Consider the following 24,610-nt stretch of genomic DNA (forward strand, 5'->3'; position numbering starts at 1 on the left):
TACTCATTGCAGGTGAAAGAATTTATCGGGAGGTACCCTGGAAAAAAGTGAAATCAACCCGCCCGGCAAAACCGGATTGCAGTGATAATGTCTTTTTGTTAATCATTTTTTAACGAAAAGTGGATTATTACAGGCTGCCTGGGGACAGATTGTTCAACTCTGGTTACTGAGGGGATATTATTGTTTGCAATATTGTTAAAAACTACTTTTGTAATTAAAAAAAGCGGATTAAAGGCAGGAATAATTCATTTGTTATTTTTATCTAAATATAACCGCTATATTTAAAGGGTTTAATTGCCGCGGATTTAAACGATATTCAGCTATCACACAATATTTATAGAACAATTGCAAATGTCCTCGGTAACAAAAAGAAAATGGCCGCCGCGCAGGGCGACCATTAACAGGTTAACGCGCTTGCCAAACTCCGCTGGGGAGGGTGTCGGCGATGTAAGTGCTGAAATCGCGCGGTGCACGTCCGAGACTACGCTGGACATCATCGGTCAATGACGCGTTGCGTCCATCCAGCACCGTGCTGAATAGATACTCCAGCAGCGTGACCATTTCCGCCGGCAGTTGCGCCTCGCGCAGGTATCCGACGTAATCTGCCACCGGCACCTGCTGATAGTGGATCTCACGCCCAGCGGCGGCGGCAATCTCGCCAATGGCCTGTTCAAAGGTCATCAGACGCGGGCCGGTCAATTCATAATGCGTATTGCTGTGGCCGGGCTGGGTGAGGGCGGCAACCGCAACATCGGCAATATCTTCCGCATCAATAAAAGGTTCTGGGATCTCGCCCGGTGGCAAATAGACTGCGCCGTTTAGCAATTCATCAAGAATAAAACTCTCGCTGAAGTTTTGCATAAACCAACTGGCGCGCAATATCGTCCAGTCTGCCCCACTGCGTTCAACCACCTCTTCCGCCTGACGGGCCTCGTCTTCGCCGCGTCCGCTGAGCAACACTATTTTTTGCACGCCGCCAGTTACCGCCTGTCGGCAAAAACGTTCAACGATTTCGGTGGCGCCCGGAACGGCCAGGTCGGGTTGAAAGCTGAGATAAAGTTTCTCCACATCCTGCAAGGCAGGTTGCCAGGTGGTGCTGTCCTGCCAGTCGAAAGGGATGGCGGCACTACGATGTCCGGCGCGTACCGGCATGCCCTGCTGTTGTAAACGTGCTGCCACACGGCTACCGGTTTTTCCGGTAGCGCCTAAAACCAGAATGGGTGAACCCTTTTCGTTGCTGCTCATAGCGTCGCTCCAAATGTGAGTGTTACTCATGTTTTGTAAATATGATAAACCCTCGTATTATTGTCAAGGCGGTTTTTGTTCAAAGGACGATGCATGATGAATGATAAGCAAAAAAATATTGCCGCCCTGCGGCGTAAACCCAGCCAGACGCGTAGCCGTGAGAAGGTGAAGCTGATCCTGGACTGCGCAACTGCGCTGATAGCCCAGCAGGGCAGTGACGCGATGCGTATGAGTGAGGTGGCGCAAAATGCCGGTATTTCGATAGGAGCGCTGTACCAGTACTTCCCGGATAAAACCGCTATCGTGCGTGTGCTGGCGCAACGTTATAACCAGGAGGCGCGTGAATGCATCGAGCAAGGCTTGATTCAGGTGCAGACGTTACCGCAGTTGATCGAGGCTTTTAACTGCCTGATTGACGAATATTACGCCTTGTTTATGGCTGAGCCGGTGATGCGGGATATCTGGGCGGCGACCCAGGCCAATAAAACGCTGCGTGAAGAAGAAGTGGCGGAAAGCCGGTTGAACGGTGCATTGCTGGCAGCGACAATACGCCGGTTACGGCCGCAGTCGGACCCGGCGGCGGTGGAAAATGCCGCTTTCCTGTTGATGCATTTGGGGGAAGCGACCATGCGACTGGCGGTGAGTACCGGCCCGGATGAGGGCCGCGATCTGGTCGCGAGCTATAAGCAAATGGCGGCCAGGATGCTGGCGGAAGCCTAGAGGCGCTCTTGCTCCCGTGTCTGACACCACTCTTCTTGCAGCAGGGCATAAATCAATTCATCGCCCCATTCGCCGTTGAAACGATCGTTTTGCCGCAGGTGCGCCTCTTTACGCATTCCCAGGCGTTCGACCACGCCGATCGAACCCTGGTTGGCGGCATCAAGGCGGGCAAATATGCGATGAAAACCCGATTCGGCAAACCCGCGATCCAGTACCGATTTTACGGCCTCCGCGGCATAGCCCTTTCCGGCGTACGCCGGGTTGAAAATGTAGCCAATCTCCCCCTGCAATGCTGCGCCGTTGGCCAGTTTTAGCAATACTTCACCGATCAACTCTCCACTGTCTTTCAAGGTAACGGCACAATAAAGTATGTCGCCGTCCTCAGTGAAGCGCGAGGTTATCGCCTGGGAAAACAGGGAGGTCAACTGTGCTTCGTCCGGTGTGGGTGCGTACAGATAGCGATAGACCTCAGGCAGGTAGTGATAAGCCGCGTAAGCGTCGAGATCGGCAGGCGTAAAGCGGCGTAGGTGCAGACGTTCGGTGGTAAAGGGCAGGCTAATCAAATGCAAGTGCTCATCCTTGTTTTGGCTGGGTTTACATTGGTTTCTCAACGGGGGGCAGAGAATTATTGCGGTAAGTACGAGCTCTTCAAGATAGCAGTTTTGGGCTAAGCGGTGAAAACCCTATTCATCACTTGCAAGAGCAGGGACGAATAGGGTCGGCTTAATCAGTTACCAGGTTATTAACTTACTTAATCGCCATCGCATCACGCATGGTATAGAACAGATCCGTCTGATCGGTCAGGCCAACCACGTTGGCGGCATGTGGGCCGTAAGCTGCCACCCGCAATTGAGTCCCGGTGTGCCCCTGCGAATCTTCTTCTGAATTGCCGTAGCTGATGGTCATCGGTGCGCCATCTTTGGTGGTCAGCGTTTGCGTCAGGCCTGGGGCCTTGGCGTCGGCGGCGATAATCTGGCTGGAATGGGCATGGTCGGCGGTGACTATCACCAGGGTGTTGCCATCTGCGCGGGCGAATGCCAGGGCTTTCTGAACCGCTTCATCCAGATCGACAGTTTCACCAAACTGGCCGCACGGGTTGGCAGCATGATCCTGTTTGTCGATCGACGCGCCTTCAATCTGCAGGAAGAAGCCGTTTTGGTTGGTTTTCAGCAGGTCGATGGCTTTTTCAGTCATCGCCGCCAGCGTCGGGATATCCGCAGTGCGTGCCGGATTATTTTCACAGGTCACCGCAGGCTGGTCGATATTGCCGTGATAAGTGGCTTTCGGCCCTTGCCAGCGCACTGGCATATTACCGGCAGCAAACAGCCCGAGCAGCGGTTTTTGCTGATTGGCCACGCTGACGGCGTTCAGGGCATCGAGGTTTTCGACCCACTGATAACCCAGAGCGGCTGCCTGTTCTTTCAGCGATTTTCCCTGCCATTCGCCGCTTTTTGCCAGCTGATTAAAGGATTTTTCCCCACCGCCCAGCGTGACGTCGGCGCGAGCCTTCAGCAACTGCTCACTGATGGAGCCACGGCCGCCGTTTTCCAGCGCGTTGGTGGCACATTTTTCGCTGGTTTCTTCTGGGCCGTAACATTTGCGCGAGGTGACATGGGAAATTTGCGCCGCCGGCGTGGCGTCCTGCAGCTCGGCGGTGGACACATTCCCGGTGGCCTTACCCGCGGCCTTGGCGATTTCCAGCAGTGTTGGCTGGTCTTTGCCGTTGACGTCAACGCCCAGTGCGCCGTTATAGGTTTTTACACCGGTTGACCATGCGGTCGCCGAGGCGGCGGAGTCGGTGACGTAATCCGGTTTGTGGGTTTTCTTGTCCAGTGAGTAATGGGTGTATTGACCGGTCAGCGGCAGGGCATCAATGCCTTTAAAATAGCCGCCCGCCCCTTCGGCGTAGTTACGCGCCGAGGTGATTTCCGAATCACCCATGCCATCGCCGATCAATAAAATCACGTTTTTGACCGTTTTGTCAGACAAAGAAGCCTTCAACGCGGCCGTTTGATCGCCACTCAACCGGCGTGCGCCACCGGGCTCCACGATGTTGCCGCGTGCCGCTCGTTCGTAAAGGCTGGCGGTATTGACCGGGGTTTCATCGGCGAAGGCGGCGGAACAGAGTAAGGCGGATAACACGGCGCCGGCGATCAAAGAAACTGGCTGCAGCATGGGAAAGCTCCTTGTCGTAATAAAAAAATATAAATAGCATCAGTTTGTTACGCAGGGAGAGTAGTGCAGAGGTGTGACACTTTTATGACGGTAATTGGGGGTAAAAGGATAGCCGGGCGGCTATCCCAGGCTATCCATTATTCGCTGCGGGCGGGAATATTCAGGCCGCGTTGTACTGCCGGACGGGCCAGACCGCGCTCCAGCCATTGTCCTACCCGCGGGAAACTATCGAACTCGACCAACTCACGGGCTTCATAAAAGCCGATCAGGTTACGTACCCAGCCCAGCAATGAAATATCGGCGATGCTGTAATCCTGCCCCATGATCCAGTCACGGCCTTCAAGCCGGGTTTCCAGCACGCCGAGCAGGCGTTTGGATTCATTTTTATAGCGTTCCAGCGGACGTTTATCCTCATATTCGCGACCGGCGAATTTGTGGAAGAAGCCGACTTGACCGAACATCGGGCCCACCGCCGCCATCTGGAAAAATACCCACTGGATGGTTTCGTAGCGCAGGGCAGGATCCTGCGGCAGGAATTTGCCGCTTTTTTCCGCCAGGTACAGCAGGATAGCGCCGGATTCAAACAGCGCCAGCGGCTTACCGTCCGGGCCGTTGGGATCGATGATCGAGGGGATCTTGCCGTTCGGGTTTAGTGACAGAAATTCCGGCGTCCAGGTTTCGTTGTTGCCGATATCGATCAGGTGCGGTTCATAAGCCAGACCTATTTCTTCCAGCATGATGGAGACCTTGACACCGTTGGGCGTTGGCAATGAGTAAAGTTGTAGTCTTTCCGGGTGCTGAGCGGGCCAGCGTTTGACGATCGGAAATTGGGTTTGGTCGAGCATGACGAGTCCTCAGGTTGACGGTTTGCGTATTGAGTATTGCACCAAAACTAACCTGTTGTGAGGTTAAACCGTGAGGTCAAAATGTGCTTTCAGCGCTTTCTTCCCGGCGGCAATTAGACGAAGCATGGCAACAGGGTTAACGTTAGGATAGGTGATATCCCTCTGACAGGAGCTTCCTATGATTGCCGTTATTTTTGAATTGCAGGCCGCCGACGGCCAGCGCGAAACCTATCTTGAATTGGCGGCCGAATTGAAGCCGCTGTTGGCAGAAATTGACGGGTTTATTTCGATTGAACGCTTCCAAAGCCTGGCCGATCCGCAGCGGCTGCTGTCACTGTCTTTTTGGCGTGATGAAGCCGCAGTGCAGCAGTGGCGGAACATCGAACAGCACCGCGCCGCACAAAAGCGTGGTCGCCATGGGGTGTTGGCACAGTACCGCCTGCGGGTCGCGGAGGTGGTACGGGATTATGGTCTGGATCAGCGGGATCAGGTGCCGCAGGACAGCCGCGGCTATCACGCCGATTGACAGCCCCTGGGGTTTATCTTATTGATAACAGATGAACAGAAACCGTTTTGCATTCGCGCAGATTATTATCACCATTCACAGAGTGGTGGGATAGCGCGTCTGTTTTAAGCGAAACCCCGCCAGTCAGGCGGGGCAAAAGGTCCTCCGACTGGCAATATCCCCAGGAGGCACTTATGAAGAACCATCCCCCCGCCGTTTTACACTTGATGTGCGGTAAAGCCGGTTCCGGCAAGTCGACGTTGGCGAAGAACCTTTCGCAGCAATCCCACACATTGTTACTGGCTGAAGACAGTTGGCTGGCGACATTGTATGAACAGCAGATGACGACTCTGCAAGACTACGTGCGTTATTCAGCCCGACTGCGCCAAGCGTTGAGTGAGCATATTGTACAACTGTTGGGTCATGGGCTGTCGGTGGTGTTGGATTTTCCGATGAATACGCCCGATCGGCGGCTGTGGGCAAGGCAATTAGCCGAGCTGGCTGGCGTTGAGCACTGTCTGCACTTTTTGGATGTTAGTGATGCGCAGTGCAAGAGCCGGATAAAGATCAGAAATGAGCAGGGCGACCATCCCTTTACGTTAAGCGAAGAGACATTCGATCTGCTTACTCAGTATTTTGTTCCCCCCTCAGAAGAAGAGTGTTTGGCCGTTATCCGCTATTCCTGAGCATCCCGTAATAAGGCAGGCCTTTATTTGGGCGCTGCCTTGGTTAGCTTTATTCTGTAGCGTCAAATGCAGGGTGGAAGGCGACCGTGCCCTGAGGTAGCCTGCCGCCGCCGAATGGCAGCACCTGGAAAAAGCGGTATCCAAATAAATAAGGATGAAATAGGCCGAGCATAAACCCGGCCGACAAAAATGATTAGCGGTTATCCAATTGCGCGCGTACGGCCTTAAGTCCGTCGATAGTGACGCGATAAGGGCGTCCCTGCCGGGAAAGGATCAGGCGCTTGGTTTTGAGCTTGGTGAAGACGGCCAGGGAGCAATCGGCCAGACCTAACCCTTCGCGGGTCAAGCATTGAGCGTGGGTCACACGCCCCGCGTCATCACGGGTGAATGCGATATAGCCGCCTTTGGCCAACACGTGCAGCACGCGTTGTTCCGCTTTGGAAATGTTCATGTTGGAAAATCCTGCAGTAAACCCAGATACGCGCATCCCCACGCAAATGCGTGTCGGATACGTCAGAACCTCCAGCCAAAATGGCAAGGAAGTGACTATCGGGTTGCTACAATCTCCAACATACAGGCCTCGGGTAGTGATAAACGCCAGAAAGGCGTTAAAGCGCAGTTAATTTAGCCAAGGATTATGAGGTTGTCAATTTGCCGACGGCGGTAAAGCCATCGGCAATCGGGTTATCAGAAAGGTTTGGTCGGCAGGTACTTACCGTCGAGGGTGATCACCGCGCGTTCGCCACCGTCTGGATCCGGCACTTTTTTGATATCCAGTTTGAAGTTGATCGCGCTGATAATGCCGTCGCCAAACTGCTCATGCACCAGGGCTTTCAGCGTGGAGCCGTAGATTTGCACCATTTCGTAGAAACGATAAATGGTCGGGTCGGTCGGCACGCCGCCGGGGATGCTGCCGCGCAGCGGAATGGTTTGTAGCAGGCGTATCGCATCTTCATCCAGATCCAGCTTCTCTGCCACCACGCGGGCGGCCTGTTCCGGCAGCGGATGCTGGCCCAGCAGGGCGGCGGTGACGAACGCCAGACTCAGGCCAGTACCCTGGTTAATCGCTTCGAAGGTCAGGTTTTTGCGGATCTTGGCCATCATAATGGTGTCAGTCAGGGTTTCGCGCGGGGATGAGTAGTGCAGTGACTGAGTCATATTGTTTCCTTATAAATGAAATTAAAAGCGAGATACGGCAGGGGTTGCCGTGACCTCAGGATTGGTTGCCAGCGGAATAAAGCGGCGGGTTTCGCCATCCAGCGCTTCAATGCCGCCGCTGGCGATGTCATACACCCAACCGTGCAGCTTCAACCGGCCTTGTTCAAGCGCCAGTGCCACCGACGGGTGGGTCTTGATATTGTTCAGCTGTGCGATGACGTTCTCACGCACCATCGAACTGACTTTCTCACTTTCGGATGCATGCTGATAAGCCTGATTGACCACCTTGGCGGAGTCGGCATAGCGCAGCCAGTTAGCCACGGTCGGCATATGTTGCAGACACTGGCAGGTGGCGATGGCGGTCATTGCGCCACAGTCGGAATGCCCGCAGATCACGATATCTTCAACGCCGAGTGCAGAGACGGCATATTCTACTGATGCGGAGACGCCACCCGGCTCCGGGCCGAACGAAGGCACGATATTGCCGGCATTGCGGATCACAAACAGGTCGCCCGGTTCGCGCTGGGTAATCAGTTCCGGTACCAGGCGGCTGTCGGAACAGGAGATAAACAGGGTGCGTGGGCTCTGCTGGGTCGCCAGCCGCTGGAACAGTGCCGTGCGTTCGACAAATGCCTCACGCTGGAACTTCAAAAAGCCTTCAATAACCTCTTTCATACTGTCTCCATCTGGGTGCTGTTAAGCGATGGACGTATCTTGCGCCGCTCTGGCTATAGGGTCTAAGACCTATTTATAATGATCACTATAGGAATTACTAATAGTAGGGGCGCTATGCTGTTGCGACATATTCGTTATTTTCTGGCCGTTGCCGAGCAGGGCAACTTCACCCGCGCTGCCGAAGTGCTGCACGTTTCGCAGCCCACGCTGTCACAGCAAATCAAACAGCTGGAGGAGACGCTGGGTACGCCGCTGTTGGATCGCAGTGGCCGTACCGTGCGCCTGACCGATGCCGGTGCGGCCTGGATGCGCTATGCCCGCCTGGCATTGCAGGATCTGGACGAAGGTGCGCGCGCGATCCATGACGTGGCGACGCTGGAGCGCGGCAATCTGAGGCTGGCAATGACGCCGACCTTTAGCGCCTATCTGGTTGGCCCGGTTATCGATGCCTTTTATCGGCGTTATTCGGGGATATCGCTAAGTATTCAAGAAATGACTCAGGACAGAATCGAGGCGTTGCTGGCGGAGGATCAGTTGGATTTAGGCATTGCTTTTGGCCAGGCGCAGTCGCCAGATATCGAGGCGAAAGATCTGTTTAGTGAATCGTTGAATATGGTGGTTGGCGCAGATCATCTTTTGGCCCAACGGCAACATCCTTTGACGGCGGGGGAGCTTGAACGGCAACCCCTGGCTTTGCTGAGCGAAGATTTTGCTACCCGTCAGTTCATCGACGGTTATTGTCGCCAGCAGAGTATCTGCCCATGGGTGGCGGTAGAAGCCAATGCGATTGGTGCTATCCTCGAGATTGTGCGCCGTGGTCAGCTTGCCACCATTCTACCGGCGGCGATCGCCCAGGCGGATCCGCAGTTGCGGTCGGTACAACTTGCCGTTGCCCTGCCAGCGCGTCGGGCGGTATTACTGCAACGCAAAAGCGCTTACCGCAGCGCAGCATCGCAGGCGTTTGTTGCGGTTTTACATCAGCAGGCTTTTATGTCGACAGATGCCAACCCGGTATAAAACCGCTTGAATAGAGAAATTTTTATGAAAATGATTTTGCGCGTTGTGACTTTGTTTGTTGTTTCTTTCTGTTCCCTCTCTGGCTACGCCGCTGAGCAAAGCCGCGAACAGACAGAAAATGTTTTATCCAAAGTCAGCGATTTCTCTTTGGGAATGAATGGGTTTGTTGGCATTGGCAGCGTTGGCGAGACCGAGCTAATAAGAATCCTAACCTATCAGGATGCGGGGGAGATTTTCTTGCGTATTGCCAAAAATCCGCAGGCAACGCCAGAAGCCAAACTTTATGCTGCCTGTGGCTTAAAAAAGCTAAATAACAATAACGGTGAAGCCGATTTCGCCCAAGAGTGGGATAAACCGGTTTCGGTATTGAAAGGGGATATTTTAAGGACAGAAAAGTTTAAAGAGGTCTATTTCAATATCTTAAAACATGGCTGCTGGTGAATGTATTAATTCCCCTTCAATCCGCAGGATGGGATTTACTTAGCGTCTGGCTTTTTCTGCCACCGCACCATTGCTCAAATTGTCACCAAAACTTCCCGCGATCTCTTATCCCCGTTATGGCATAATGCGCGCCAAATCACATTCCTAATGATATGAAGAGCGAGCGCTGTGTTAAGCACTAACAACATTACTATGCAGTTTGGCAGTAAGCCGCTGTTTGAAAACATCTCTGTAAAATTTGGTGGCGGTAACCGCTATGGTTTGATCGGGGCCAACGGCTGCGGCAAATCCACCTTTATGAAAATCCTGGGCGGCGATCTGGTACCGAGCGGCGGCAACGTGTTCCTCGATCCGAACGAGCGTCTGGGTAAACTGCGTCAGGACCAGTTTGCTTTTGAGCAATACAGCGTGCTGGACACCGTTATCATGGGCCACCATGAGCTGTGGGCAGTGAAAGAAGAGCGTGACCGTATTTACGCTATGGCCGAAATGAGCGAAGAAGACGGCTATAAAGTGGCCGATCTGGAAGTGGCTTACGGCGAAATGGACGGTTACACCGCCGAAGCGCGTGCCGGCGAGCTGCTGCTCGGTGTTGGCATCCCGGTCGAACAGCATTATGGCCCGATGAGCGAAATCGCGCCGGGCTTCAAGCTGCGTGTGTTGCTGGCGCAGGCCCTGTTCTCCGATCCGGAAATCCTGCTGCTCGACGAACCAACCAACAACCTGGACATCGATACCATTCGCTGGCTGGAGCAGGTGCTTAACGAGCGTAACAGCACCATGGTTATCATTTCGCACGACCGTCACTTCCTGAACATGGTGTGTACTCACATGGCGGATCTGGACTACGGCGAACTGCGCGTGTATCCGGGCAACTATGACGAATACATGACGGCGGCCACGCAATCGCGTGAACGTCTGATGGCGGATAACGCCAAGAAGAAGGCACAGATTAACGAATTGCAGTCGTTTGTCAGCCGCTTCAGCGCTAACGCCTCCAAATCCAAACAGGCGACTTCACGTGCCCGCCAGATAGACAAGATCCAGCTGGAAGAAGTGAAGGCTTCAAGCCGTCAGAACCCGTTCATCCGTTTCGATCAGGACAAAAAACTGTTCCGTAACGCGCTGGAAGTGGAAGCGCTGACCAAAGGTTTCGACAACGGTCCACTGTTCAGCAAGCTCAACCTGATGGTTGAAGTGGGCGAGAAAGTGGCGGTGCTGGGCCCGAACGGTGTCGGTAAGTCTACCTTGCTGAAAACCCTGGTTGGCGATGCACAGCCGGACAGCGGCAGCGTGAAATGGTCTGAAAACGCCAAGATTGGTTACTACGCGCAGGATCACGAATACGAGTTCGATGACACCCTGACGGTATTCGACTGGATGAGCCAGTGGAAGCAGGAAAAAGACGACGAGCAGGCCGTTCGCAGCGTGCTGGGTCGTTTGCTGTTCAGCCAGGACGACATCAAGAAGAAAGTTAAGGTGCTGTCTGGTGGTGAAAAGGGCCGTATGCTGTTCGGCAAGCTGATGATGCAGCGCCCTAACATCCTGATTATGGATGAACCGACTAACCACCTGGATATGGAATCCATCGAGTCGCTGAACATGGCGTTGGAAATGTACGAAGGCACCCTGATCTTCGTTTCCCACGACCGTGAGTTCGTTAGCTCGCTGGCGACCCGCGTACTGGAAATGACACCGACCAAGGTTATCGACTTTACCGGCAACTACGAAGACTATCTGCGTAGCCAGGGTATCGTGTAACTTCTGTTACGGCATTAAAAAGGCGGGAGCGAATATTCCCGCCTTTTTTGTGTCTGCTATTCCCCGCCACACACTTCGCACTGCGGATCCTTCGGCAGCTTCATCTCACGGAACTGCATGGTCATGGCGTCAAACATCAGCAGTTTGCCGGTGAGCGGCTGCCCGTATTGCGTCAGCAGTTTGATGGCCTCGATAGCCTGCAGAGTGCCGATGGTACCCACCAGCGGTGCCATCACACCGGCCTCGACGCAGGTCAGGGCGTTATCACCGAATAACCGGCTCAGACAGCGGTAGCAAGGTTCATTGGCCTGGTAAGTGAAGACGCTGAGTTGCCCTTCCATACGGATCGCCGCGCCGGACACCAGCGGTTTGCGCTGCGCATGGCACAGGCGGTTGAGCAGATCGCGCGTTGCCACGTTGTCGGTACAGTCCAGCACCAGATCGTTGGCGGCAATCTGTGCCGCCATCTGTTCATCGTCCAGTTGCCTGTCAACGGCATCAATATGGATATGCGGATTGATGGCGCTCAGTTCGATACGCGCCGAATCAACCTTCGCCATGCCAATGCGCGCGTCGCGGTGCAGGATCTGGCGTTGCAGGTTGGAGAGCGAAACGGTGTCGAAATCAACCAGCGTCAGATGACCCACCCCTGCGGCAGCCAAATAGGGCGCGGCGGCGCAACCCAAACCGCCCAGGCCAACAATCATTACCCGTGCGGCTTTCAACTTTTCCTGACCGTCGAAGTCGAAACCGCGCAGGATAATCTGGCGGTTATAGCGCAATGTTTCGGCATCGGTTAATTCCGGCAGCATGCTTAGCTCCTCAGCAGGGCGTTGAAAGGCTGAATTTCCACCTTTTCACCCACTGCTACGGAACCGCGATCGCGCTCCAGTACGATAAAACAGTTACCCTGGCTGAATGAACTGAACACGTGCGAGCCTTGATGGCCGGTGCTGCTGACTTCCAACTCGCCATGGGCGTTACTGCTGAATACGCCGCGCTGGAAGTCGAGACGGCCCGGTGCTTTCTTCAACGGCGTCAATGCGCGCGCTTGCAGACGCGGTGGCAACTGCCAGTCGCTGTGGCCGGCCAGTTTTGCCAGCAGCGGTTGCACCAGTTGGTAGAAGGTCAGGGCGGCAGAAACCGGGTTGCCCGGCAGGCCGCAGAACCAGGCGTGTTTCAGCTTGCCGAAGGCAAAAGGCTTACCCGGTTTGATCGCCAGCTTCCAGAAGCTGACTTCGCCCAGTTCATCCAGCATCTGCTTGGTGTAGTCGGCTTCACCGACCGAAACGCCACCGCTGCTGATCACCACGTCGGCCTGACTGTCCGCCTGCTCGAAAGCGGCGCGCAGCGCTTCTTGATTGTCGCGGATAATGCCCAGATCGATCACCTCGCAGCCCAGCTGTTCCAGCATCAGGCGCACCGCAAAGCGATTGGTATCGTAGATTTGCCCGGCCTGCAACGGCTGGCCGACCGGTTGTAATTCGTCGCCGGTAGAGAACACCGCGACTTTCAGTTTGCGCATCACCTGGACTTCGGCAACGCCGAGCGAGGCCAGCAGCGGCAATTGCGCGGCACCCAGCCTGATGCCTGCGGCTAACACGCCTGCGCCCTGGCGAATATCTTCCCCGGCCAGACGAATATTTTGCCCGGCCTGTACTTCGGCCGTAAAGCGCACGCCTGCATCACTCAGCTCGGCCTGTTCCTGCATGATCACCGCTTCGGCGCCAACCGGGACAGGGGCGCCGGTCATAATGCGTATGCAGGTATTGGCCGGCCAGTTGCCATCAAATGGCGCACCGGCAAAGGCTTTGCCCGCCACCGGCAACGGCGCATTGGCTTGCAAATCTGCCAGGCGCACGGCGTAACCGTCCATAGCCGAATTGGCGAACGGCGGCACGTCAATCGGCGAAATGACCGATGCGGCGGTAATGCGGCCTGCGGCGGCGGTCAGGGCAATGGATTCGGTCTGCTGCAGGGGGGAGAGCTGGCTGAGCATCTTCTCCAGCGCCTGCTCCAGGGAAATGAGATCGGAAGTATGGCAATGATCCATCGGGGGAACTCCGTAATCAGGGTGCGCGATAAATAGCGGCAATGTGGGGGTATTATGAAGGATGCTATGCTGATGTAAACAACAGGAGGCAGTGATGCACAGACAGGTATTAGACTTTTGGTTTGACGAGATCGAACCGGCTTTGTGGTTCAAAAAGGATGATGAATTCGATCGCCTGCTGCATACGCGCTTTGGCCAGATCTGGCAGGCCGCCGCCGCCGGGGAGTTGGCGCACTGGCGAGAAACCATTGAGGGGCGACTGGCGGAGGTGATTGTGCTCGACCAGTTCAGCCGCAACCTGTTCCGTGGCACGCCGCGTTCATTTGCCAGCGATTGCATGGCGCTGGTATTGGCGCAAGAAGCGATCCGCAGCGGGCAGTGTGAGCAACTCAGTAAGGAACAACGGGGCTTTCTCTATTTGCCGTTTATGCATTCGGAATCGGTGTTGATCCATCAGCAGGCGCTGGCGTTGTATACCGAGCTGGATAATGGCGACCAGTTGGAGTTTGAATTGCGGCATAAGGCCATTATTGACCGTTTTGGCCGCTACCCGCACCGTAATGCGATATTAGGTCGTGTCTCAACCGCGGAAGAAGAGGCATTTCTGTTGCTGCCGGGTTCCGGGTTCTAAATATTATCATCTGCGTTCAGCCTGCTAAAAAACAGCAGGTTGAACCTGTGAAAGTTAAATGTTCAGAGCTATCGGTTATTTCTCAGGATAATAGTTGTCTATCCCCTCGCTGCTTTTACCAAAAATCCCAATCGTTATTTATGGCTTTTTTATGCTGTTATAACTCTCTGTTTTTATTCCATTAAGCTATTTCAATGTGCGAAATAATCTAAGCGAACTACGCTGAATGCTGAGCGTTGACTTAATGCTTTACATAGAATGCAGGGCTAAATATAGTCGGGAAAAGAAAAAATAATTAATTATCAGCCCGGAAGGGTACGGGATTAACACAGGGTGTCAGGCATATGAGCAAACCAGTGATTGCCATTCATGGCGGCGCGGGCGCAATTACCCGCTCGGCGCTGAGTGCGGAAAAGGAACAGGAGTATATCCAGGCGTTATCCGGCATTGTTGCCGCAGGTCAGCAGATCCTGGCCCAGGGCGGCAACGCATTGGATGCGGTGACCGAAGCCGTGCGCTTGCTGGAGGAGTGCCCGTTGTTTAATGCCGGCAAAGGCTCGGTGTTTACTCATCAGGGTACCCATGAGCTGGACGCCTGCGTGATGGACGGGCGCACCTGTGATGCCGGTGCGGTGGCGGGCGTCAGCCGGATACGCAACCCGATACTGGCCGCACGCGCGGTGCTGGAAAACAGCCAGCATGTGTTGTTTGCCGGTGAGGGGGCGGAGAAGTTCGCCGCGGCCCACGGTCTTGAAATGGTGACCCCCGATTTCTTCTTTACCCAACAACGTTTTGACCAATTGCACCGCGCCCAGGCGGAGCAGGGCCGAGTATTGCTCGATCACGATGGCGCTGAGCCGATCGATCCCGACAGGAAGTTTGGTACCGTCGGCGCGGTGGCTCTGGATGCTTTGGGCAATTTGGCGGCGGCGACATCGACCGGTGGCATGACCAACAAACAGGCCGGTCGGGTGGGCGATACCCCGATCATCGGCGCCGGCTGTTATGCCAACAATGCCACCGTGGCGGTGTCCAGCACCGGTACCGGCGAAATATTCATGCGTGGCGTATCGGCTTATGACGTTTCCGCGCTGATGGAATACGCCGGCCTCAGCCTGCAGCAGGCCAGCGACCGGGTGGTAATGGAAAAACTGCTGGCGATGGGCGGTAGCGGCGGCATGATTGCCATCGACAGCCAGGGCAACGTGGCGCTGCCGTTTAACAGCGAGGGGATGTACCGCGGTTTTGGTTATGTCGGCGATGCGCCGTCCGTAGGGATTTATACCCTATAGCTTTCAAGTTGCAGCGAGCGCAGATAACAACGCTGCAACTTGAAAGATGACGGGTATACCGCTAACCGATCGCCAGGAGGGTGTATGACCGATGCCTTAATGCCGCTTGCGGCCGACGCCGGGCTATTATTGCCGCCGCAGCGCGTGCTGTCGGTGCGCGATCTGAGCGTCCAATTTCAACAACAGGGCGAGACCCTGGATGCGGTGCGCAACCTGTCATTCGATCTCGATCGCGGCGAGACGCTGGCGATCGTCGGTGAATCCGGTTCGGGCAAGTCTGTCACTTCTCTGGCATTGATGCGGCTGGTCGAACAGGGCGGTGGCAACATCGTCAGCGGTACCATGTCTTTTCGTCGGCGTAACGGCGAGGTGCTCGATTTGGCTCGAGCCCATCAGGGTACGCTACGCAGGGTGCGCGGCGCCGATATGGCGATGATCTTTCAGGAGCCGATGACCTCGCTGAACCCGGTGTTTCCGGTGGGCGAGCAGATCGCCGAATCTCTGCGCCTGCACCAGGCGATGGACCATCGGGCGGCCAAACAGGCCGCCTTGCAGATGCTTGATCTGGTGCGCATTCCTGAAGCCAAAGACGTGCTTAACCGCTATCCGCATCAGCTGTCTGGCGGTATGCGCCAGCGAGTGATGATCGCCATGGCACTGTCTTGCAAGCCGGCGCTATTGATTGCCGACGAACCTACTACCGCATTGGACGTCACCATTCAGGCGCAGATCCTGCAGCTCATCCGCGTGCTGCAGCAGGAAATGCAGATGGGGGTGATTTTCATCACCCACGACATGGGCGTGGTGGCAGAAATTGCCGACCGGGTATTGGTGATGCGTCAGGGTGAACGGGTGGAGCAGGGGCCGGTGCGCGAGCTGTTTGCCTCCCCGCAACAGGCCTATACCCAGGCACTGCTGGCCGCGGTACCAAAACTCGGTTCGATGGCGACCCAGGACTTTCCGGCCAAATTCCCGCTGCCGAACGGTGCGGACAATGGCGGGCCGCAGGATACCGTCCCGCCCGGTGCGGCGCCGATCCTGCGGGTGGAGAATTTGGTGACGCGCTTTGATCTGCGTAGCGGCATCCTCAACCGGGTTACCCGCCGGGTGCACGCGGTGGAAAACGTCAGTTTTGACCTCTACCCCGGCGAAACTTTGGGGCTGGTGGGGGAATCCGGCTGCGGCAAGTCCACCACTGGTCGTTCCTTGCTGAAGCTGGTGGATAGCCAGCGCGGCACCATTACCTTTGACGGCCGCCAGATTAATCAGTTGAAAGGCCCGGCGTTGCAGCACCTGCGGCGGGATATCCAGTTTATCTTTCAGGATCCTTACGCTTCGCTCGACCCGCGTCTGACCGTCGGCTTTTCGATTATGGAGCCCTTGCTGGTGCATAACGTGGCGCGCGGCAAGGCGGCGCAAGAGCGGGTCGATTGGCTGCTGGAACGCGTCGGGCTGAAACCCGAACACGCACGTCGTTACCCGCATGAGTTTTCCGGCGGGCAGCGGCAGCGTATCTGCATTGCGCGCGCCCTGGCACTCAATCCTAAAGTGGTGATCGCCGACGAATCGGTGTCGGCGCTCGACGTGTCGATTCAGGCGCAAATCGTTAATCTGCTGCTCGATTTACAGCGGGAGCTTGGCATTGCCTTTCTGTTTATTTCCCATGATATGGCGGTGGTGGAGCGCATCAGTCATCGCGTTGCGGTGATGTACCTTGGGCAGATTGTCGAAATTGGCCCGCGCCACGCCGTGTTTGATAACCCGCAGCATGCCTACACCCGCAAGCTGATGGCGGCCGTGCCGGTGGCCGATCCGTCCCATGCGCATAAACGCCAGCCGCTGCTGGTCGATGAAATTCCCAGCCCGATCCGTGCGCTGGGCGATGAACCCGTTACCGCACCGCTGGTGCAGGTTGGCCCCGGGCACTTTGTTGCCCGTCATCCGATCGCCGGTGCCTTTTAATGACCTCAGGAGATGCAAGCACCATGAAGCACACATTCAAACGTAAGGCATTGGCGGCCGTCGTGCTGTTGGCGGCAGTGGGCGCAGGCCCGGCCTGGGCGGCGAAAGATGTGGTGATCGCCGTCGCATCCAACTTCACCACGCTTGACCCCTATGATGCCAACGACACGCTGTCGCAGGCCGTGGCCAAATCTTTCTATCAGGGCCTGTTCGGTTTCGACAAGGACATGAAGCTGGTGAACGTGCTGGCAGACAGCTATGAGGTGAGTCCGGATGGCCTGACTTACACCGTCAAACTGCATCCGGGGGTGAAATTCCATGACGGTACCGAGTTTAACGCCGAAGCGGTGAAGGTGAACCTGGATCGCGCCAGCAACCCGGACAACCACCTCAAACGTTACAACCTGTTCAAAATGATCGATAAAACCGAGGTGGTGGATGCTACCACGGTGAAAATCGTGCTGAAAGCGCCATTCTCGGCGTTTATCAACAACCTGGCGCACCCGGCGGCGGTGATCATTTCCCCGGCGGCGCTAAAGCAGTACGGCAAAGAGATTGGTTTCCATCCGGTGGGCACCGGCCCTTATCAGTTTGTGACCTGGAACCAGACCGATTTCGTTAAGGTGAAGAAGTTTGACGGCTATTGGAAGCCGGGATTACCGAAGCTCGACAGCATCACCTGGCGCCCGATCGTCGATAACAATACCCGTGCGGCGATGCTGCAGACCGGCGAGGCCACTTTTGCCTTCCCGATCCCTTATGAGCAGGCCAAGGTGCTGGAAGGTAATGCCAAGCTTGATCTGGTGGCTGCGCCGTCGATTCTGCAACGCTATATCAGCCTGAATGTCACCCAGAAGCCGTTTGATAACCTGAAAGTACGCCAGGCGCTGAACTACGCCATCAACAAAGATGCGCTGATCAAGGTAGCGTTCGCCGGCTACGCGGTACCGGCAGAAGGCCCGGTGCCGCCGGCGATTGACTTCGCCACGAGTTATAAGCCCTGGCCATACGATCCGGCCAAAGCGCGCGAACTGCTGAAAGAGGCCGGTTATCCGAACGGTTTCACTACCACTTTATGGTCGTCCCATAACCACAGTACCGCGCAGAAAGTGCTGCAGTTTGCCCAACAGCAGTTGGCGCAGGTTGGGGTGAAAGTAACACTGACCGCGATGGATGCCGGTCAGCGTGCGGCACAGGTTGAAAGCGTTGGGGTGAAAGACACCGGTGTGCGCATGTTCTATACCGGTTGGTCCGCGTCGACCGGCGAGGCGGACTGGGCGCTGTCACCGCTGTTCTCTACTCAGGCGGCACCTCCCAAGCAGTTCAACACCGCGTTCTACAGTAACCCGCAGGTGGACAAGGATCTGACCGGCGCGCTGGCGACTACCGATCGCGCCGAAAAGCAGAAGTTGTATAAGGACGCGCAGGATCGCATCTGGGCCGATGCGCCATGGATCTTCCTGGCAACCGAACGCCTGCTGTCGGCCAATAACAAGCAGCTGAGCGGTTTCTATGTGATGCCGGATACCTCGTTCAACTTTGATAACGCTGACCTTAAATAAGGCGCCAATCCCCGCTCTCACTGAGGGCGGGGTGAGGGGATTCACCCGAGATGCTTAATTATTTTCTGAAACGGCTGCTGGGCCTGATCCCGACGCTGCTGATTGTCGCGGTGCTGGTGTTTTTGTTTGTCCATCTGCTGCCCGGCGATCCGGCACGGTTGGCGGCGGGGCCGGAGGCCGACGAGGCGGTAGTGCAACTGGTGCGTAAGGATCTGGGGCTCGACAAGCCGCTACCGCAGCAGTTCGTGCATTTTTTTGTCAATGCGCTGCAGGGGGATTTTGGCACCTCGATGGTCTCCAAACGGCCGGTAAGCGAAGAGATTAGCTCGCGCTTTCTGCCGACCCTGTGGCTGACGCTGACCAGCATGCTGTGGGCGACGCTCTTCGGTATGGGCATCGGCATGTTGTCTGCCGTTTGGCGCAACCGCTGGCCGGACCGCATTGGTATGGCGCTGGCGGTCTCCGGCATTTCATTCCCCGCTTTTGCGCTGGGTATGCTGCTGATGCAGGTGTTCTCGGTCAATCTGGGCTGGTTACCGACGGTGGGCGCCGACAGCTGGCGGCATTATATTTTGCCCTCCATCACGCTGGGGGCGGCGGTTGCAGCGGTGATGGCGCGTTTTACCCGTGCCTCGTTCGTTGAGGTGCTGCAGGAAGACTATATGCGCACCGCGCGAGCCAAGGGCGTGCCGGAAACCCTGGTGGTGGTGAAGCATGGCCTGCGCAATGCGATGATCCCGGTGGTCACCATGATGGGGCTACAGTTCGGCTTTTTGCTCGGCGGCTCGATCGTGGTGGAAAAGGTCTTCAACTGGCCAGGGCTGGGCAGGCTGCTGGTCGACTCGGTGGAGATGCGCGACTATCCGGTGATCCAGGCCGAGGTTTTGCTGTTCTCGCTGGAGTTTATTCTGATTAACCTGTTGGTGGACCTGCTGTATGCGGCAATTAACCCGGCGATACGCTACAAATGAGGACGCGGGATGATTAAGCATTGGCGACGCAACGCCGCAATGAAGGCGATGCCGACGATTAACCCTAACGCGGTGCGCACACCGTGGCATGAGTTCTGGCGGCGGTTCCGCCAGCAACGGGTGGCGCTGGTCGCCGGGTTGTTGGTGCTGTTGCTGGTGGTTGCCGCGTTATTGGCACCTTACCTGGTGCCGTTTGATGCGGAAAACTACTTTGATTATGACCGCCTGAACGAAGGCCCTTCGCTGGTGCACTGGTTGGGGGTAGATTCCCTTGGGCGAGATATTTTCAGCCGCATTCTGATGGGCGCTCGTATTTCGCTGGCCGCCGGGGTGTTCTCGGTGCTGGTCGGCGGGCTGATCGGCACGCTGCTGGGCCTGTTGGCCGGTTATTATGAGGGCTGGTGGGACCGTATCACCATGCGTATCTGTGACGTGCTGTTTGCCTTTCCCGGTATTTTATTGGCGATTGGCGTGGTGGCGATTATGGGCAGCGGTATGTCCAACGTGATCATTGCGGTGGCGATTTTCAGCATTCCGGCGTTTGCCCGGCTGGTGCGCGGCAATACGCTGGTATTGAAGCACCTGACCTATATCGAGTCGGCGCGCAGCATCGGGGCTTCCGACTGGACCATCATCCTGCGACATATACTGCCGGGGACGATTTCGTCGATTGTGGTGTATTTTACCATGCGTATCGGCACCTCGATCATTACCGCCGCCAGCCTGTCATTCCTCGGGCTGGGTGCACAGCCACCCACGCCGGAGTGGGGGGCGATGCTCAATGAGGCTCGAGCGGATATGGTGATGGCGCCGCACGTGGCGATTTTCCCCAGTCTGGCAATATTCATCACCGTACTGGCGTTCAACCTGCTGGGCGATGGGCTGCGCGACGCGCTGGATCCGAAATTAAAAGGATAGAATAAAGTAAAATTAATAGCGGTTAATATGCGGAGTGTTAATCGTTTAATTAACTGTGACATATTAACGTATTCGATAAATCAACCGAATACGTTAATGTAATTATTATTCTTGTCTATCACTATAATTAATGGTTATTTTTATTTTATTTGCAATGGGGTGATGTTACCTTGTTTTTCTTGGTGTTATTATAATTTTCACATGGACGTGCAAATGAAAGACTGCATTTTTATAGCCCTTTGGATATTTATTTCATTCTCTTTAATCGAGTATTCATCACTGCTAATTATGAAACCATGTAATAGTTATGTGGATGTTGCAATCGCGGTGATTACAGTGATCGGCACCAAAGCCTTATTAACCTGGTTTGAAGATGTTTATTATTGGTTCACTGGACGAGAGCGTTAACTGAGTGTGTTATCCGTTCAATAAGCCGTGTTGCTTGCACGAAGGCTATTGTGGGAGGTACTGATGCCAGTAAAACAACGAACGACGCAAAGCGTTACCATGACGGTAGAACGCAGCTTGTTGAGCCGTGCACGTGAGGCGGGTATTAACCTCAGTGCTACGCTGAACGCTGCTTTGGATGCCGAATTGCGTCAGCATGAGATGAGAAAATGGAAGGAAGATAACCGAGAGGCCATTGAGGCGCTGAACCGTTTTCATGATGAACATGGCTGTTTCAGTGACGAGTACAGGACGTTTTAGCGATGCAATTTACGGTATACGCCAACACAGGGAAAAGCGTTGTTTACCCGCTGTTGCTTGATGTACAAGCGATATCATCGGGCAATTAAATCGTCGAGTCGTGATCCCGTTATTGCCCATTGAAAAGTTTCCGGGTAGCACTCGCCCGGAACGTTTGATCCCTTTGGTCAGGCTGGTGGATGACAAGGAGTACGCCGTTATGACACATGAGATGGCAAGTATTCCCGTTCGGGCCTTGGGTGCTGAATTTTGCGATGCTACCCAATACTGGACCGAGGTTAAAGCCGCAATAGATTTTCTTCTCGACGGTATCTGATTAAATCCGGGCGGGGTAACCGCCCGGATTTATCGATCAGCGGAACAGATGTTCGGCGTGGAAGCGCAGGTGGTCTTCGATAAAGCTGGCGATGGTGAAGTAGCTGTGATCGTAACCTGGCTGGATGCGCAGGGTTAGCGGCCAGTCGCGCTGGCGCGCCAGTTCGGCCAGCTTCGCCGGTTGCAGTTGATCCGCCAGGAACTGATCGTCATCACCCTGATCCACCAGCACCGGCATTTTTTCCGCGCCGTTGGCCAGCAGGTGGCAACTGTCATACTGCAGCCACTGGCTTTCATCATTGCCCAAATAGGCGGCAAAGGCTTTACGTCCCCATGGAACCTGACAGGGGTTAACGATGGGCGCAAAGGCCGACACCGAGCGGAAACGCTGCGGATTGCGAAACGCCATTACCAGTGCGCCGTGGCCGCCCATTGAGTGACCGAAGATCGACTGGCGATCGCTGACGCTGAAGTGCTGATTAATCAGCGCCGGTAACTCGTCGCTGATGTAATCATACATGCGAAAGTGCTTGTCCCACGGCGCCTGGGTGGCGTTCAAATAAAAACCGGCACCCTGGCCCAGGTCATAGCCTTCATCATTGGGCACATCGTCGCCACGCGGGCTGGTATCGGCCATCACCAGCACCAACCCCAGCTCGGCGGCGATACGCTGCGCGCCGGCCTTCAGCGTGAAGTTTTCATCATTGCAGGTCAGCCCCGACAGCCAGTACAGCACTGGCGGCGGGTTATCATCGCGCGGGGGCGGCAGATAGATGCTGAAAGTCATGTTGCAATTCAGGCTCTGCGCCGCATGGCGATAACGCTGTTGCCAGCCGCCGAACATACGGTGCTCTTCGAGAAGTTCTAATGACAAGGTCATCTCTGCCTCCTGGCTTATTTTTTGTCGAAGTGAATAACGGAACGGATGGATTTGCCTTCGTGCATCAAATCGAACGCTTCGTTAATCTGCTCCAGCCCCATGGTGTGGGTAATAAAGTCATTTAGCGCGAACTCGCCGTCCATATAACGCTGGACGATGCCCGGCAGTTGCGAACGGCCCTTCACGCCACCAAAGGCGGAACCGCGCCATACGCGACCGGTCACCAGTTGGAACGGACGGGTAGAAATTTCCTGACCGGCACCGGCAACGCCGATAATCACCGATTCGCCCCAGCCTTTGTGGCAGCATTCCAGCGCCGAGCGCATCACGTTGACGTTGCCGATACATTCGAAGGAGAAATCAACGCCGCCGTCGGTCAGTTCGACGATCACGTCTTGAATAGGTTTATCGTAGTCTTTCGGGTTAATCAGGTCGGTGGCACCCAGCTTGCGCGCCAGGTCGAACTTGCTGGTGTTGATATCGATGCCGATGATGCGGCCTGCACCCGCCATCTGTGCGCCGATGATTGCCGACAGACCGATGCCGCCGAGGCCGAAGATGGCCACGGTATCGCCTTTTTGCACTTTGGCGGTGTTGATTACCGCGCCCATGCCGGTGGTGACGCCGCAGCCCAGCAGGCAGACTTCTTCCAGCGGGGCTTCTTTACTTATTTTTGCCAGTGAGATTTCCGGCACTACGGTGTATTCGGAGAAGGTGGAAGTGCCCATGTAGTGGAAGATAGGCTTACCGTCTTTGAAGAAACGGGTGGTGCCATCCGGCATCAGGCCTTTGCCCTGGGTAGCACGGATCGCCTGACACAGGTTGGTTTTGCCGGATTTACAGAATTTGCACTCGCCGCATTCCGGCGTGTACAACGGGATCACGTGATCGCCAACCGCTACGCTGGTTACGCCTTCACCGATGGCTTCTACCACGCCGCCGCCTTCATGGCCGAGGATCGCCGGGAATACGCCTTCAGGATCGGCACCGGACAGGGTGTAGGCGTCGGTATGGCAGACGCCGGTGGCGACGATCCGCACCAGCACTTCGCCTTTTTGCGGCGGCATCAGATCCACTTCTTCGATTTTCAGCGGCTGGTTCGGGCCCCAGGCAACGGCGGCACGGGTTTTGATCATTTCCATCATAGTCTCCAGTGGTCTATTTTTAATCAGGCTATGTCGATAGCATTGGGTAAATCGCAGGCAGTATTTTCAACCGAGAGGGTTTCTGCCTGTTCAATAATTAATTCTTTCAGGGCGCGAACGTTCGGGCCGAAGGCATCACGCCGCCACAGTAACCAGGTGGCGGTTTGGGCGATGTCGTCCGGAAGAGTATGCACTTTTACCCGTTCATGGCCCGGCAGCAGGCTCAGCACCGAATGCGGGATCATCGCCAGCCCGGCGCCGCTGGCGACGCAGGCCAGCATGGCGTGGTAAGACTGGATTTCCATCACCTGGCCCGGCAATACGCCTTCGCGCTTGAACCAGGACTCCAGCCGCAGGCGGTAAGAGCAACTGGCGCGGAAGGCAAACAGCGTTTCGCCCTTGGCGTCTTTGGCGCTATGGATCGGCAGGTGATCGAGGCATGAGATCACCACCATATGTTCGGGGAAAGCGATACAGCCATTGAGTTCGTCATACTGTACCGGCCCATCGACCAGTGCCGCCGCCAGCGTACCGGCGCGTACCCGTTCGGTGATCTCGCCGGAGGTACCGGTGGTCAGCGACAGTGACACCTGTGAGAAACGTTGGTGATAGGCTGCCAGTAACGTTGGCAAGCGGGTGGCGGCGGTGCTTTCCATCGAACCTATGGCGAAGTTACCTGCCGGCTCGCCGGCATGGGTGATGCTCATCGCTTCTTCACTCAGGGCCAGAATGCGGTTGGCGTAGCAGAGAAAGTTATGGCCCATCGGCGAAAGGCGCAGGCGCTGTTTTTCGCGGATGAACAGATCGGTGCCCAGTTCCTGTTCGAGCTGACGCAGGCGGGTGGTCAGATTCGAAGGTACGCGGTGCAACTGCTCGGCGGCACGGGCGACGGAGCCGGTTTCGGCGACGCTGCAGAACATGCGGAGCTGGGTGAGATCCATTGTC

At 55.7% G+C, this 24,610-nt stretch carries 25 protein-coding genes and 1 pseudogene; 14 read left to right on the plus strand and 12 right to left on the minus strand.

What is annotated here, in order from left to right; all coding sequences use genetic code 11:
- Positions 1-405: 405 nt before the first annotated feature.
- Complete coding sequence (locus tag SERS4_RS0108390) at positions 406-1,245, minus strand: NAD(P)H-binding protein (RefSeq protein WP_017892142.1); 840 nt, start codon at positions 1,243-1,245, stop codon at positions 406-408.
- 93 nt (positions 1,246-1,338) lie between these two features.
- On the opposite strand from SERS4_RS0108390, the gene SERS4_RS0108395 reads away from it, so the two are divergent.
- The gene (locus SERS4_RS0108395) at positions 1,339-1,965 is read left to right on the plus strand and encodes a TetR/AcrR family transcriptional regulator (RefSeq protein WP_017892143.1); all 627 of its coding nucleotides are present in this window, start codon (positions 1,339-1,341) and stop codon (positions 1,963-1,965) included.
- On the opposite strand, the gene SERS4_RS0108400 is transcribed toward SERS4_RS0108395, so the two are convergent.
- From SERS4_RS0108400 to SERS4_RS0108415, 3 genes are all read right to left on the minus strand, one after another.
- A complete protein-coding gene (locus SERS4_RS0108400) occupies positions 1,962-2,534 on the minus strand; it encodes a GNAT family N-acetyltransferase (RefSeq protein ID WP_017892144.1) in 573 nt (190 codons plus the stop codon). The genes SERS4_RS0108395 and SERS4_RS0108400 overlap by 4 nt on opposite strands.
- Before the next feature lie 178 nt (positions 2,535-2,712).
- Positions 2,713-4,140, minus strand: coding sequence for an alkaline phosphatase (gene phoA, locus SERS4_RS0108410; protein WP_017892146.1), 1,428 nt, complete (start codon positions 4,138-4,140; stop codon positions 2,713-2,715).
- Between the two features lie 137 nt (positions 4,141-4,277).
- Positions 4,278-4,985, minus strand: a complete 708-nt coding sequence (locus SERS4_RS0108415; protein ID WP_012005962.1) for a glutathione S-transferase N-terminal domain-containing protein — start codon at positions 4,983-4,985, stop codon at positions 4,278-4,280.
- A 178-nt stretch (positions 4,986-5,163) separates the two neighbouring features.
- Between SERS4_RS0108415 and SERS4_RS0108420 the strand changes: the two genes are divergently transcribed.
- Positions 5,164-5,511, plus strand: coding sequence for an antibiotic biosynthesis monooxygenase (locus SERS4_RS0108420; protein WP_017892148.1), 348 nt, complete (start codon positions 5,164-5,166; stop codon positions 5,509-5,511).
- Positions 5,512-5,684: 173 nt separating this feature from the next.
- On the plus strand, positions 5,685-6,176 hold the full coding sequence (locus SERS4_RS0108425; RefSeq protein ID WP_017892149.1) for an ATP-binding protein: 492 nt from the start codon (positions 5,685-5,687) through the stop codon (positions 6,174-6,176).
- 193 nt (positions 6,177-6,369) lie between these two features.
- Here SERS4_RS0108425 and SERS4_RS0108430 read toward each other — a convergent pair whose 3' ends face one another.
- The 3 genes from SERS4_RS0108430 to SERS4_RS0108440 form a co-directional block, all read right to left on the minus strand.
- Positions 6,370-6,627 carry a YjhX family toxin gene (locus SERS4_RS0108430; protein WP_017892150.1) on the minus strand — a complete coding sequence of 86 codons (258 nt, stop codon included), beginning with the start codon at positions 6,625-6,627 and terminating at the stop codon, positions 6,370-6,372.
- A 236-nt stretch (positions 6,628-6,863) separates the two neighbouring features.
- The gene (gene cynS / locus SERS4_RS0108435; RefSeq protein ID WP_012005966.1) at positions 6,864-7,334 is read right to left on the minus strand and encodes a cyanase; all 471 of its coding nucleotides are present in this window, start codon (positions 7,332-7,334) and stop codon (positions 6,864-6,866) included.
- A 21-nt stretch (positions 7,335-7,355) separates the two neighbouring features.
- A complete protein-coding gene (locus SERS4_RS0108440) occupies positions 7,356-8,009 on the minus strand; it encodes a carbonic anhydrase (RefSeq protein ID WP_017892151.1) in 654 nt (217 codons plus the stop codon).
- Between the two features lie 114 nt (positions 8,010-8,123).
- Between SERS4_RS0108440 and cynR the strand changes: the two genes are divergently transcribed.
- From cynR to SERS4_RS0108455, 3 genes are all read left to right on the plus strand, one after another.
- Positions 8,124-9,026, plus strand: a complete 903-nt coding sequence (cynR, locus tag SERS4_RS0108445) for a transcriptional regulator CynR (protein WP_017892152.1) — start codon at positions 8,124-8,126, stop codon at positions 9,024-9,026.
- Between the two features lie 24 nt (positions 9,027-9,050).
- Positions 9,051-9,467 carry an MchS3 family protein gene (gene mchS3, locus SERS4_RS0108450; RefSeq protein WP_017892153.1) on the plus strand — a complete coding sequence of 139 codons (417 nt, stop codon included), beginning with the start codon at positions 9,051-9,053 and terminating at the stop codon, positions 9,465-9,467.
- A 168-nt stretch (positions 9,468-9,635) separates the two neighbouring features.
- Entirely contained in the window at positions 9,636-11,228 is a 1,593-nt protein-coding gene (locus SERS4_RS0108455) for an ABC-F family ATPase (RefSeq protein ID WP_026142274.1), read from the plus strand.
- 56 nt (positions 11,229-11,284) lie between these two features.
- Here SERS4_RS0108455 and moeB read toward each other — a convergent pair whose 3' ends face one another.
- A complete protein-coding gene (moeB, locus tag SERS4_RS0108460) occupies positions 11,285-12,040 on the minus strand; it encodes a molybdopterin-synthase adenylyltransferase MoeB (protein ID WP_012005979.1) in 756 nt (251 codons plus the stop codon).
- A 2-nt stretch (positions 12,041-12,042) separates the two neighbouring features.
- Positions 12,043-13,281, minus strand: a complete 1,239-nt coding sequence (gene moeA, locus SERS4_RS0108465) for a molybdopterin molybdotransferase MoeA (RefSeq protein ID WP_017892154.1) — start codon at positions 13,279-13,281, stop codon at positions 12,043-12,045.
- A gap of 94 nt (positions 13,282-13,375) precedes the next feature.
- On the opposite strand from moeA, the gene SERS4_RS0108470 reads away from it, so the two are divergent.
- The 8 genes and pseudogenes from SERS4_RS0108470 (at position 13,376) to SERS4_RS25700 (ending at position 21,641) form a co-directional block, all read left to right on the plus strand.
- Positions 13,376-13,912 carry a DUF924 family protein gene (locus tag SERS4_RS0108470; protein WP_017892155.1) on the plus strand — a complete coding sequence of 179 codons (537 nt, stop codon included), beginning with the start codon at positions 13,376-13,378 and terminating at the stop codon, positions 13,910-13,912.
- A gap of 344 nt (positions 13,913-14,256) precedes the next feature.
- Positions 14,257-15,204 carry an isoaspartyl peptidase/L-asparaginase family protein gene (locus SERS4_RS0108475; RefSeq protein ID WP_012005982.1) on the plus strand — a complete coding sequence of 316 codons (948 nt, stop codon included), beginning with the start codon at positions 14,257-14,259 and terminating at the stop codon, positions 15,202-15,204.
- Positions 15,205-15,288: 84 nt separating this feature from the next.
- Positions 15,289-17,166, plus strand: a complete 1,878-nt coding sequence (locus SERS4_RS0108480) for a dipeptide ABC transporter ATP-binding protein (protein ID WP_017892156.1) — start codon at positions 15,289-15,291, stop codon at positions 17,164-17,166.
- A 23-nt stretch (positions 17,167-17,189) separates the two neighbouring features.
- On the plus strand, positions 17,190-18,728 hold the full coding sequence (gsiB, locus tag SERS4_RS0108485) for a glutathione ABC transporter substrate-binding protein GsiB (RefSeq protein WP_017892157.1): 1,539 nt from the start codon (positions 17,190-17,192) through the stop codon (positions 18,726-18,728).
- 50 nt (positions 18,729-18,778) lie between these two features.
- Complete coding sequence (gsiC, locus tag SERS4_RS0108490; RefSeq protein ID WP_017892158.1) at positions 18,779-19,699, plus strand: glutathione ABC transporter permease GsiC; 921 nt, start codon at positions 18,779-18,781, stop codon at positions 19,697-19,699.
- Positions 19,700-19,708: 9 nt separating this feature from the next.
- Complete coding sequence (gsiD, locus tag SERS4_RS0108495; protein WP_012005986.1) at positions 19,709-20,617, plus strand: glutathione ABC transporter permease GsiD; 909 nt, start codon at positions 19,709-19,711, stop codon at positions 20,615-20,617.
- Between the two features lie 471 nt (positions 20,618-21,088).
- Positions 21,089-21,325, plus strand: a complete 237-nt coding sequence (locus tag SERS4_RS0108500) for a type II toxin-antitoxin system CcdA family antitoxin (protein ID WP_012005987.1) — start codon at positions 21,089-21,091, stop codon at positions 21,323-21,325.
- Between the two features lie 2 nt (positions 21,326-21,327).
- Positions 21,328-21,641: pseudogene (locus tag SERS4_RS25700) on the plus strand (CcdB family protein).
- 36 nt (positions 21,642-21,677) lie between these two features.
- Here SERS4_RS25700 and fghA read toward each other — a convergent pair.
- Genes fghA through SERS4_RS0108520 form a run of 3 tightly spaced genes read right to left on the minus strand, consistent with a single transcriptional unit; the run spans position 21,678 to position 24,606 of the window.
- Positions 21,678-22,520 carry an S-formylglutathione hydrolase gene (gene fghA / locus SERS4_RS0108510; protein WP_017892161.1) on the minus strand — a complete coding sequence of 281 codons (843 nt, stop codon included), beginning with the start codon at positions 22,518-22,520 and terminating at the stop codon, positions 21,678-21,680.
- 14 nt (positions 22,521-22,534) lie between these two features.
- Positions 22,535-23,662, minus strand: a complete 1,128-nt coding sequence (locus tag SERS4_RS0108515) for an S-(hydroxymethyl)glutathione dehydrogenase/class III alcohol dehydrogenase (RefSeq protein WP_012005990.1) — start codon at positions 23,660-23,662, stop codon at positions 22,535-22,537.
- A 26-nt stretch (positions 23,663-23,688) separates the two neighbouring features.
- Positions 23,689-24,606, minus strand: coding sequence for a LysR family transcriptional regulator (locus SERS4_RS0108520; RefSeq protein ID WP_017892162.1), 918 nt, complete (start codon positions 24,604-24,606; stop codon positions 23,689-23,691).
- Positions 24,607-24,610 lie beyond the last annotated feature (4 nt).

It is taken from the genome of Serratia sp. S4 (assembly GCF_000347995.1).
GTDB classification, from domain to species: domain Bacteria; phylum Pseudomonadota; class Gammaproteobacteria; order Enterobacterales; family Enterobacteriaceae; genus Serratia; species Serratia quinivorans.

Coding starts and splice junctions, on each gene's coding strand:
- SERS4_RS0108470 (WP_017892155.1), top strand. CDS start 13,376: ATGCACAGACAGGTATTAGACTTTTGGTTTGACGAGATCGAACCGGCT.
- SERS4_RS0108440 (WP_017892151.1), bottom strand. CDS start 8,009: ATGAAAGAGGTTATTGAAGGCTTTTTGAAGTTCCAGCGTGAGGCATTT.
- SERS4_RS0108515 (WP_012005990.1), bottom strand. CDS start 23,662: ATGGAAATGATCAAAACCCGTGCCGCCGTTGCCTGGGGCCCGAACCAG.
- moeB (WP_012005979.1), bottom strand. CDS start 12,040: ATGCTGCCGGAATTAACCGATGCCGAAACATTGCGCTATAACCGCCAG.
- mchS3 (WP_017892153.1), top strand. CDS start 9,051: ATGAAAATGATTTTGCGCGTTGTGACTTTGTTTGTTGTTTCTTTCTGT.
- SERS4_RS0108415 (WP_012005962.1), bottom strand. CDS start 4,985: ATGCTCGACCAAACCCAATTTCCGATCGTCAAACGCTGGCCCGCTCAG.
- cynS (WP_012005966.1), bottom strand. CDS start 7,334: ATGACTCAGTCACTGCACTACTCATCCCCGCGCGAAACCCTGACTGAC.
- SERS4_RS0108475 (WP_012005982.1), top strand. CDS start 14,257: ATGAGCAAACCAGTGATTGCCATTCATGGCGGCGCGGGCGCAATTACC.
- SERS4_RS0108520 (WP_017892162.1), bottom strand. CDS start 24,606: ATGGATCTCACCCAGCTCCGCATGTTCTGCAGCGTCGCCGAAACCGGC.
- SERS4_RS0108480 (WP_017892156.1), top strand. CDS start 15,289: ATGACCGATGCCTTAATGCCGCTTGCGGCCGACGCCGGGCTATTATTG.
- gsiC (WP_017892158.1), top strand. CDS start 18,779: ATGCTTAATTATTTTCTGAAACGGCTGCTGGGCCTGATCCCGACGCTG.
- SERS4_RS0108420 (WP_017892148.1), top strand. CDS start 5,164: ATGATTGCCGTTATTTTTGAATTGCAGGCCGCCGACGGCCAGCGCGAA.
- SERS4_RS0108430 (WP_017892150.1), bottom strand. CDS start 6,627: ATGAACATTTCCAAAGCGGAACAACGCGTGCTGCACGTGTTGGCCAAA.
- gsiD (WP_012005986.1), top strand. CDS start 19,709: ATGATTAAGCATTGGCGACGCAACGCCGCAATGAAGGCGATGCCGACG.
- SERS4_RS0108500 (WP_012005987.1), top strand. CDS start 21,089: ATGCCAGTAAAACAACGAACGACGCAAAGCGTTACCATGACGGTAGAA.
- phoA (WP_017892146.1), bottom strand. CDS start 4,140: ATGCTGCAGCCAGTTTCTTTGATCGCCGGCGCCGTGTTATCCGCCTTA.
- moeA (WP_017892154.1), bottom strand. CDS start 13,281: ATGGATCATTGCCATACTTCCGATCTCATTTCCCTGGAGCAGGCGCTG.
- SERS4_RS0108425 (WP_017892149.1), top strand. CDS start 5,685: ATGAAGAACCATCCCCCCGCCGTTTTACACTTGATGTGCGGTAAAGCC.
- cynR (WP_017892152.1), top strand. CDS start 8,124: ATGCTGTTGCGACATATTCGTTATTTTCTGGCCGTTGCCGAGCAGGGC.
- gsiB (WP_017892157.1), top strand. CDS start 17,190: ATGAAGCACACATTCAAACGTAAGGCATTGGCGGCCGTCGTGCTGTTG.
- SERS4_RS0108395 (WP_017892143.1), top strand. CDS start 1,339: ATGATGAATGATAAGCAAAAAAATATTGCCGCCCTGCGGCGTAAACCC.
- SERS4_RS0108390 (WP_017892142.1), bottom strand. CDS start 1,245: ATGAGCAGCAACGAAAAGGGTTCACCCATTCTGGTTTTAGGCGCTACC.
- fghA (WP_017892161.1), bottom strand. CDS start 22,520: ATGACCTTGTCATTAGAACTTCTCGAAGAGCACCGTATGTTCGGCGGC.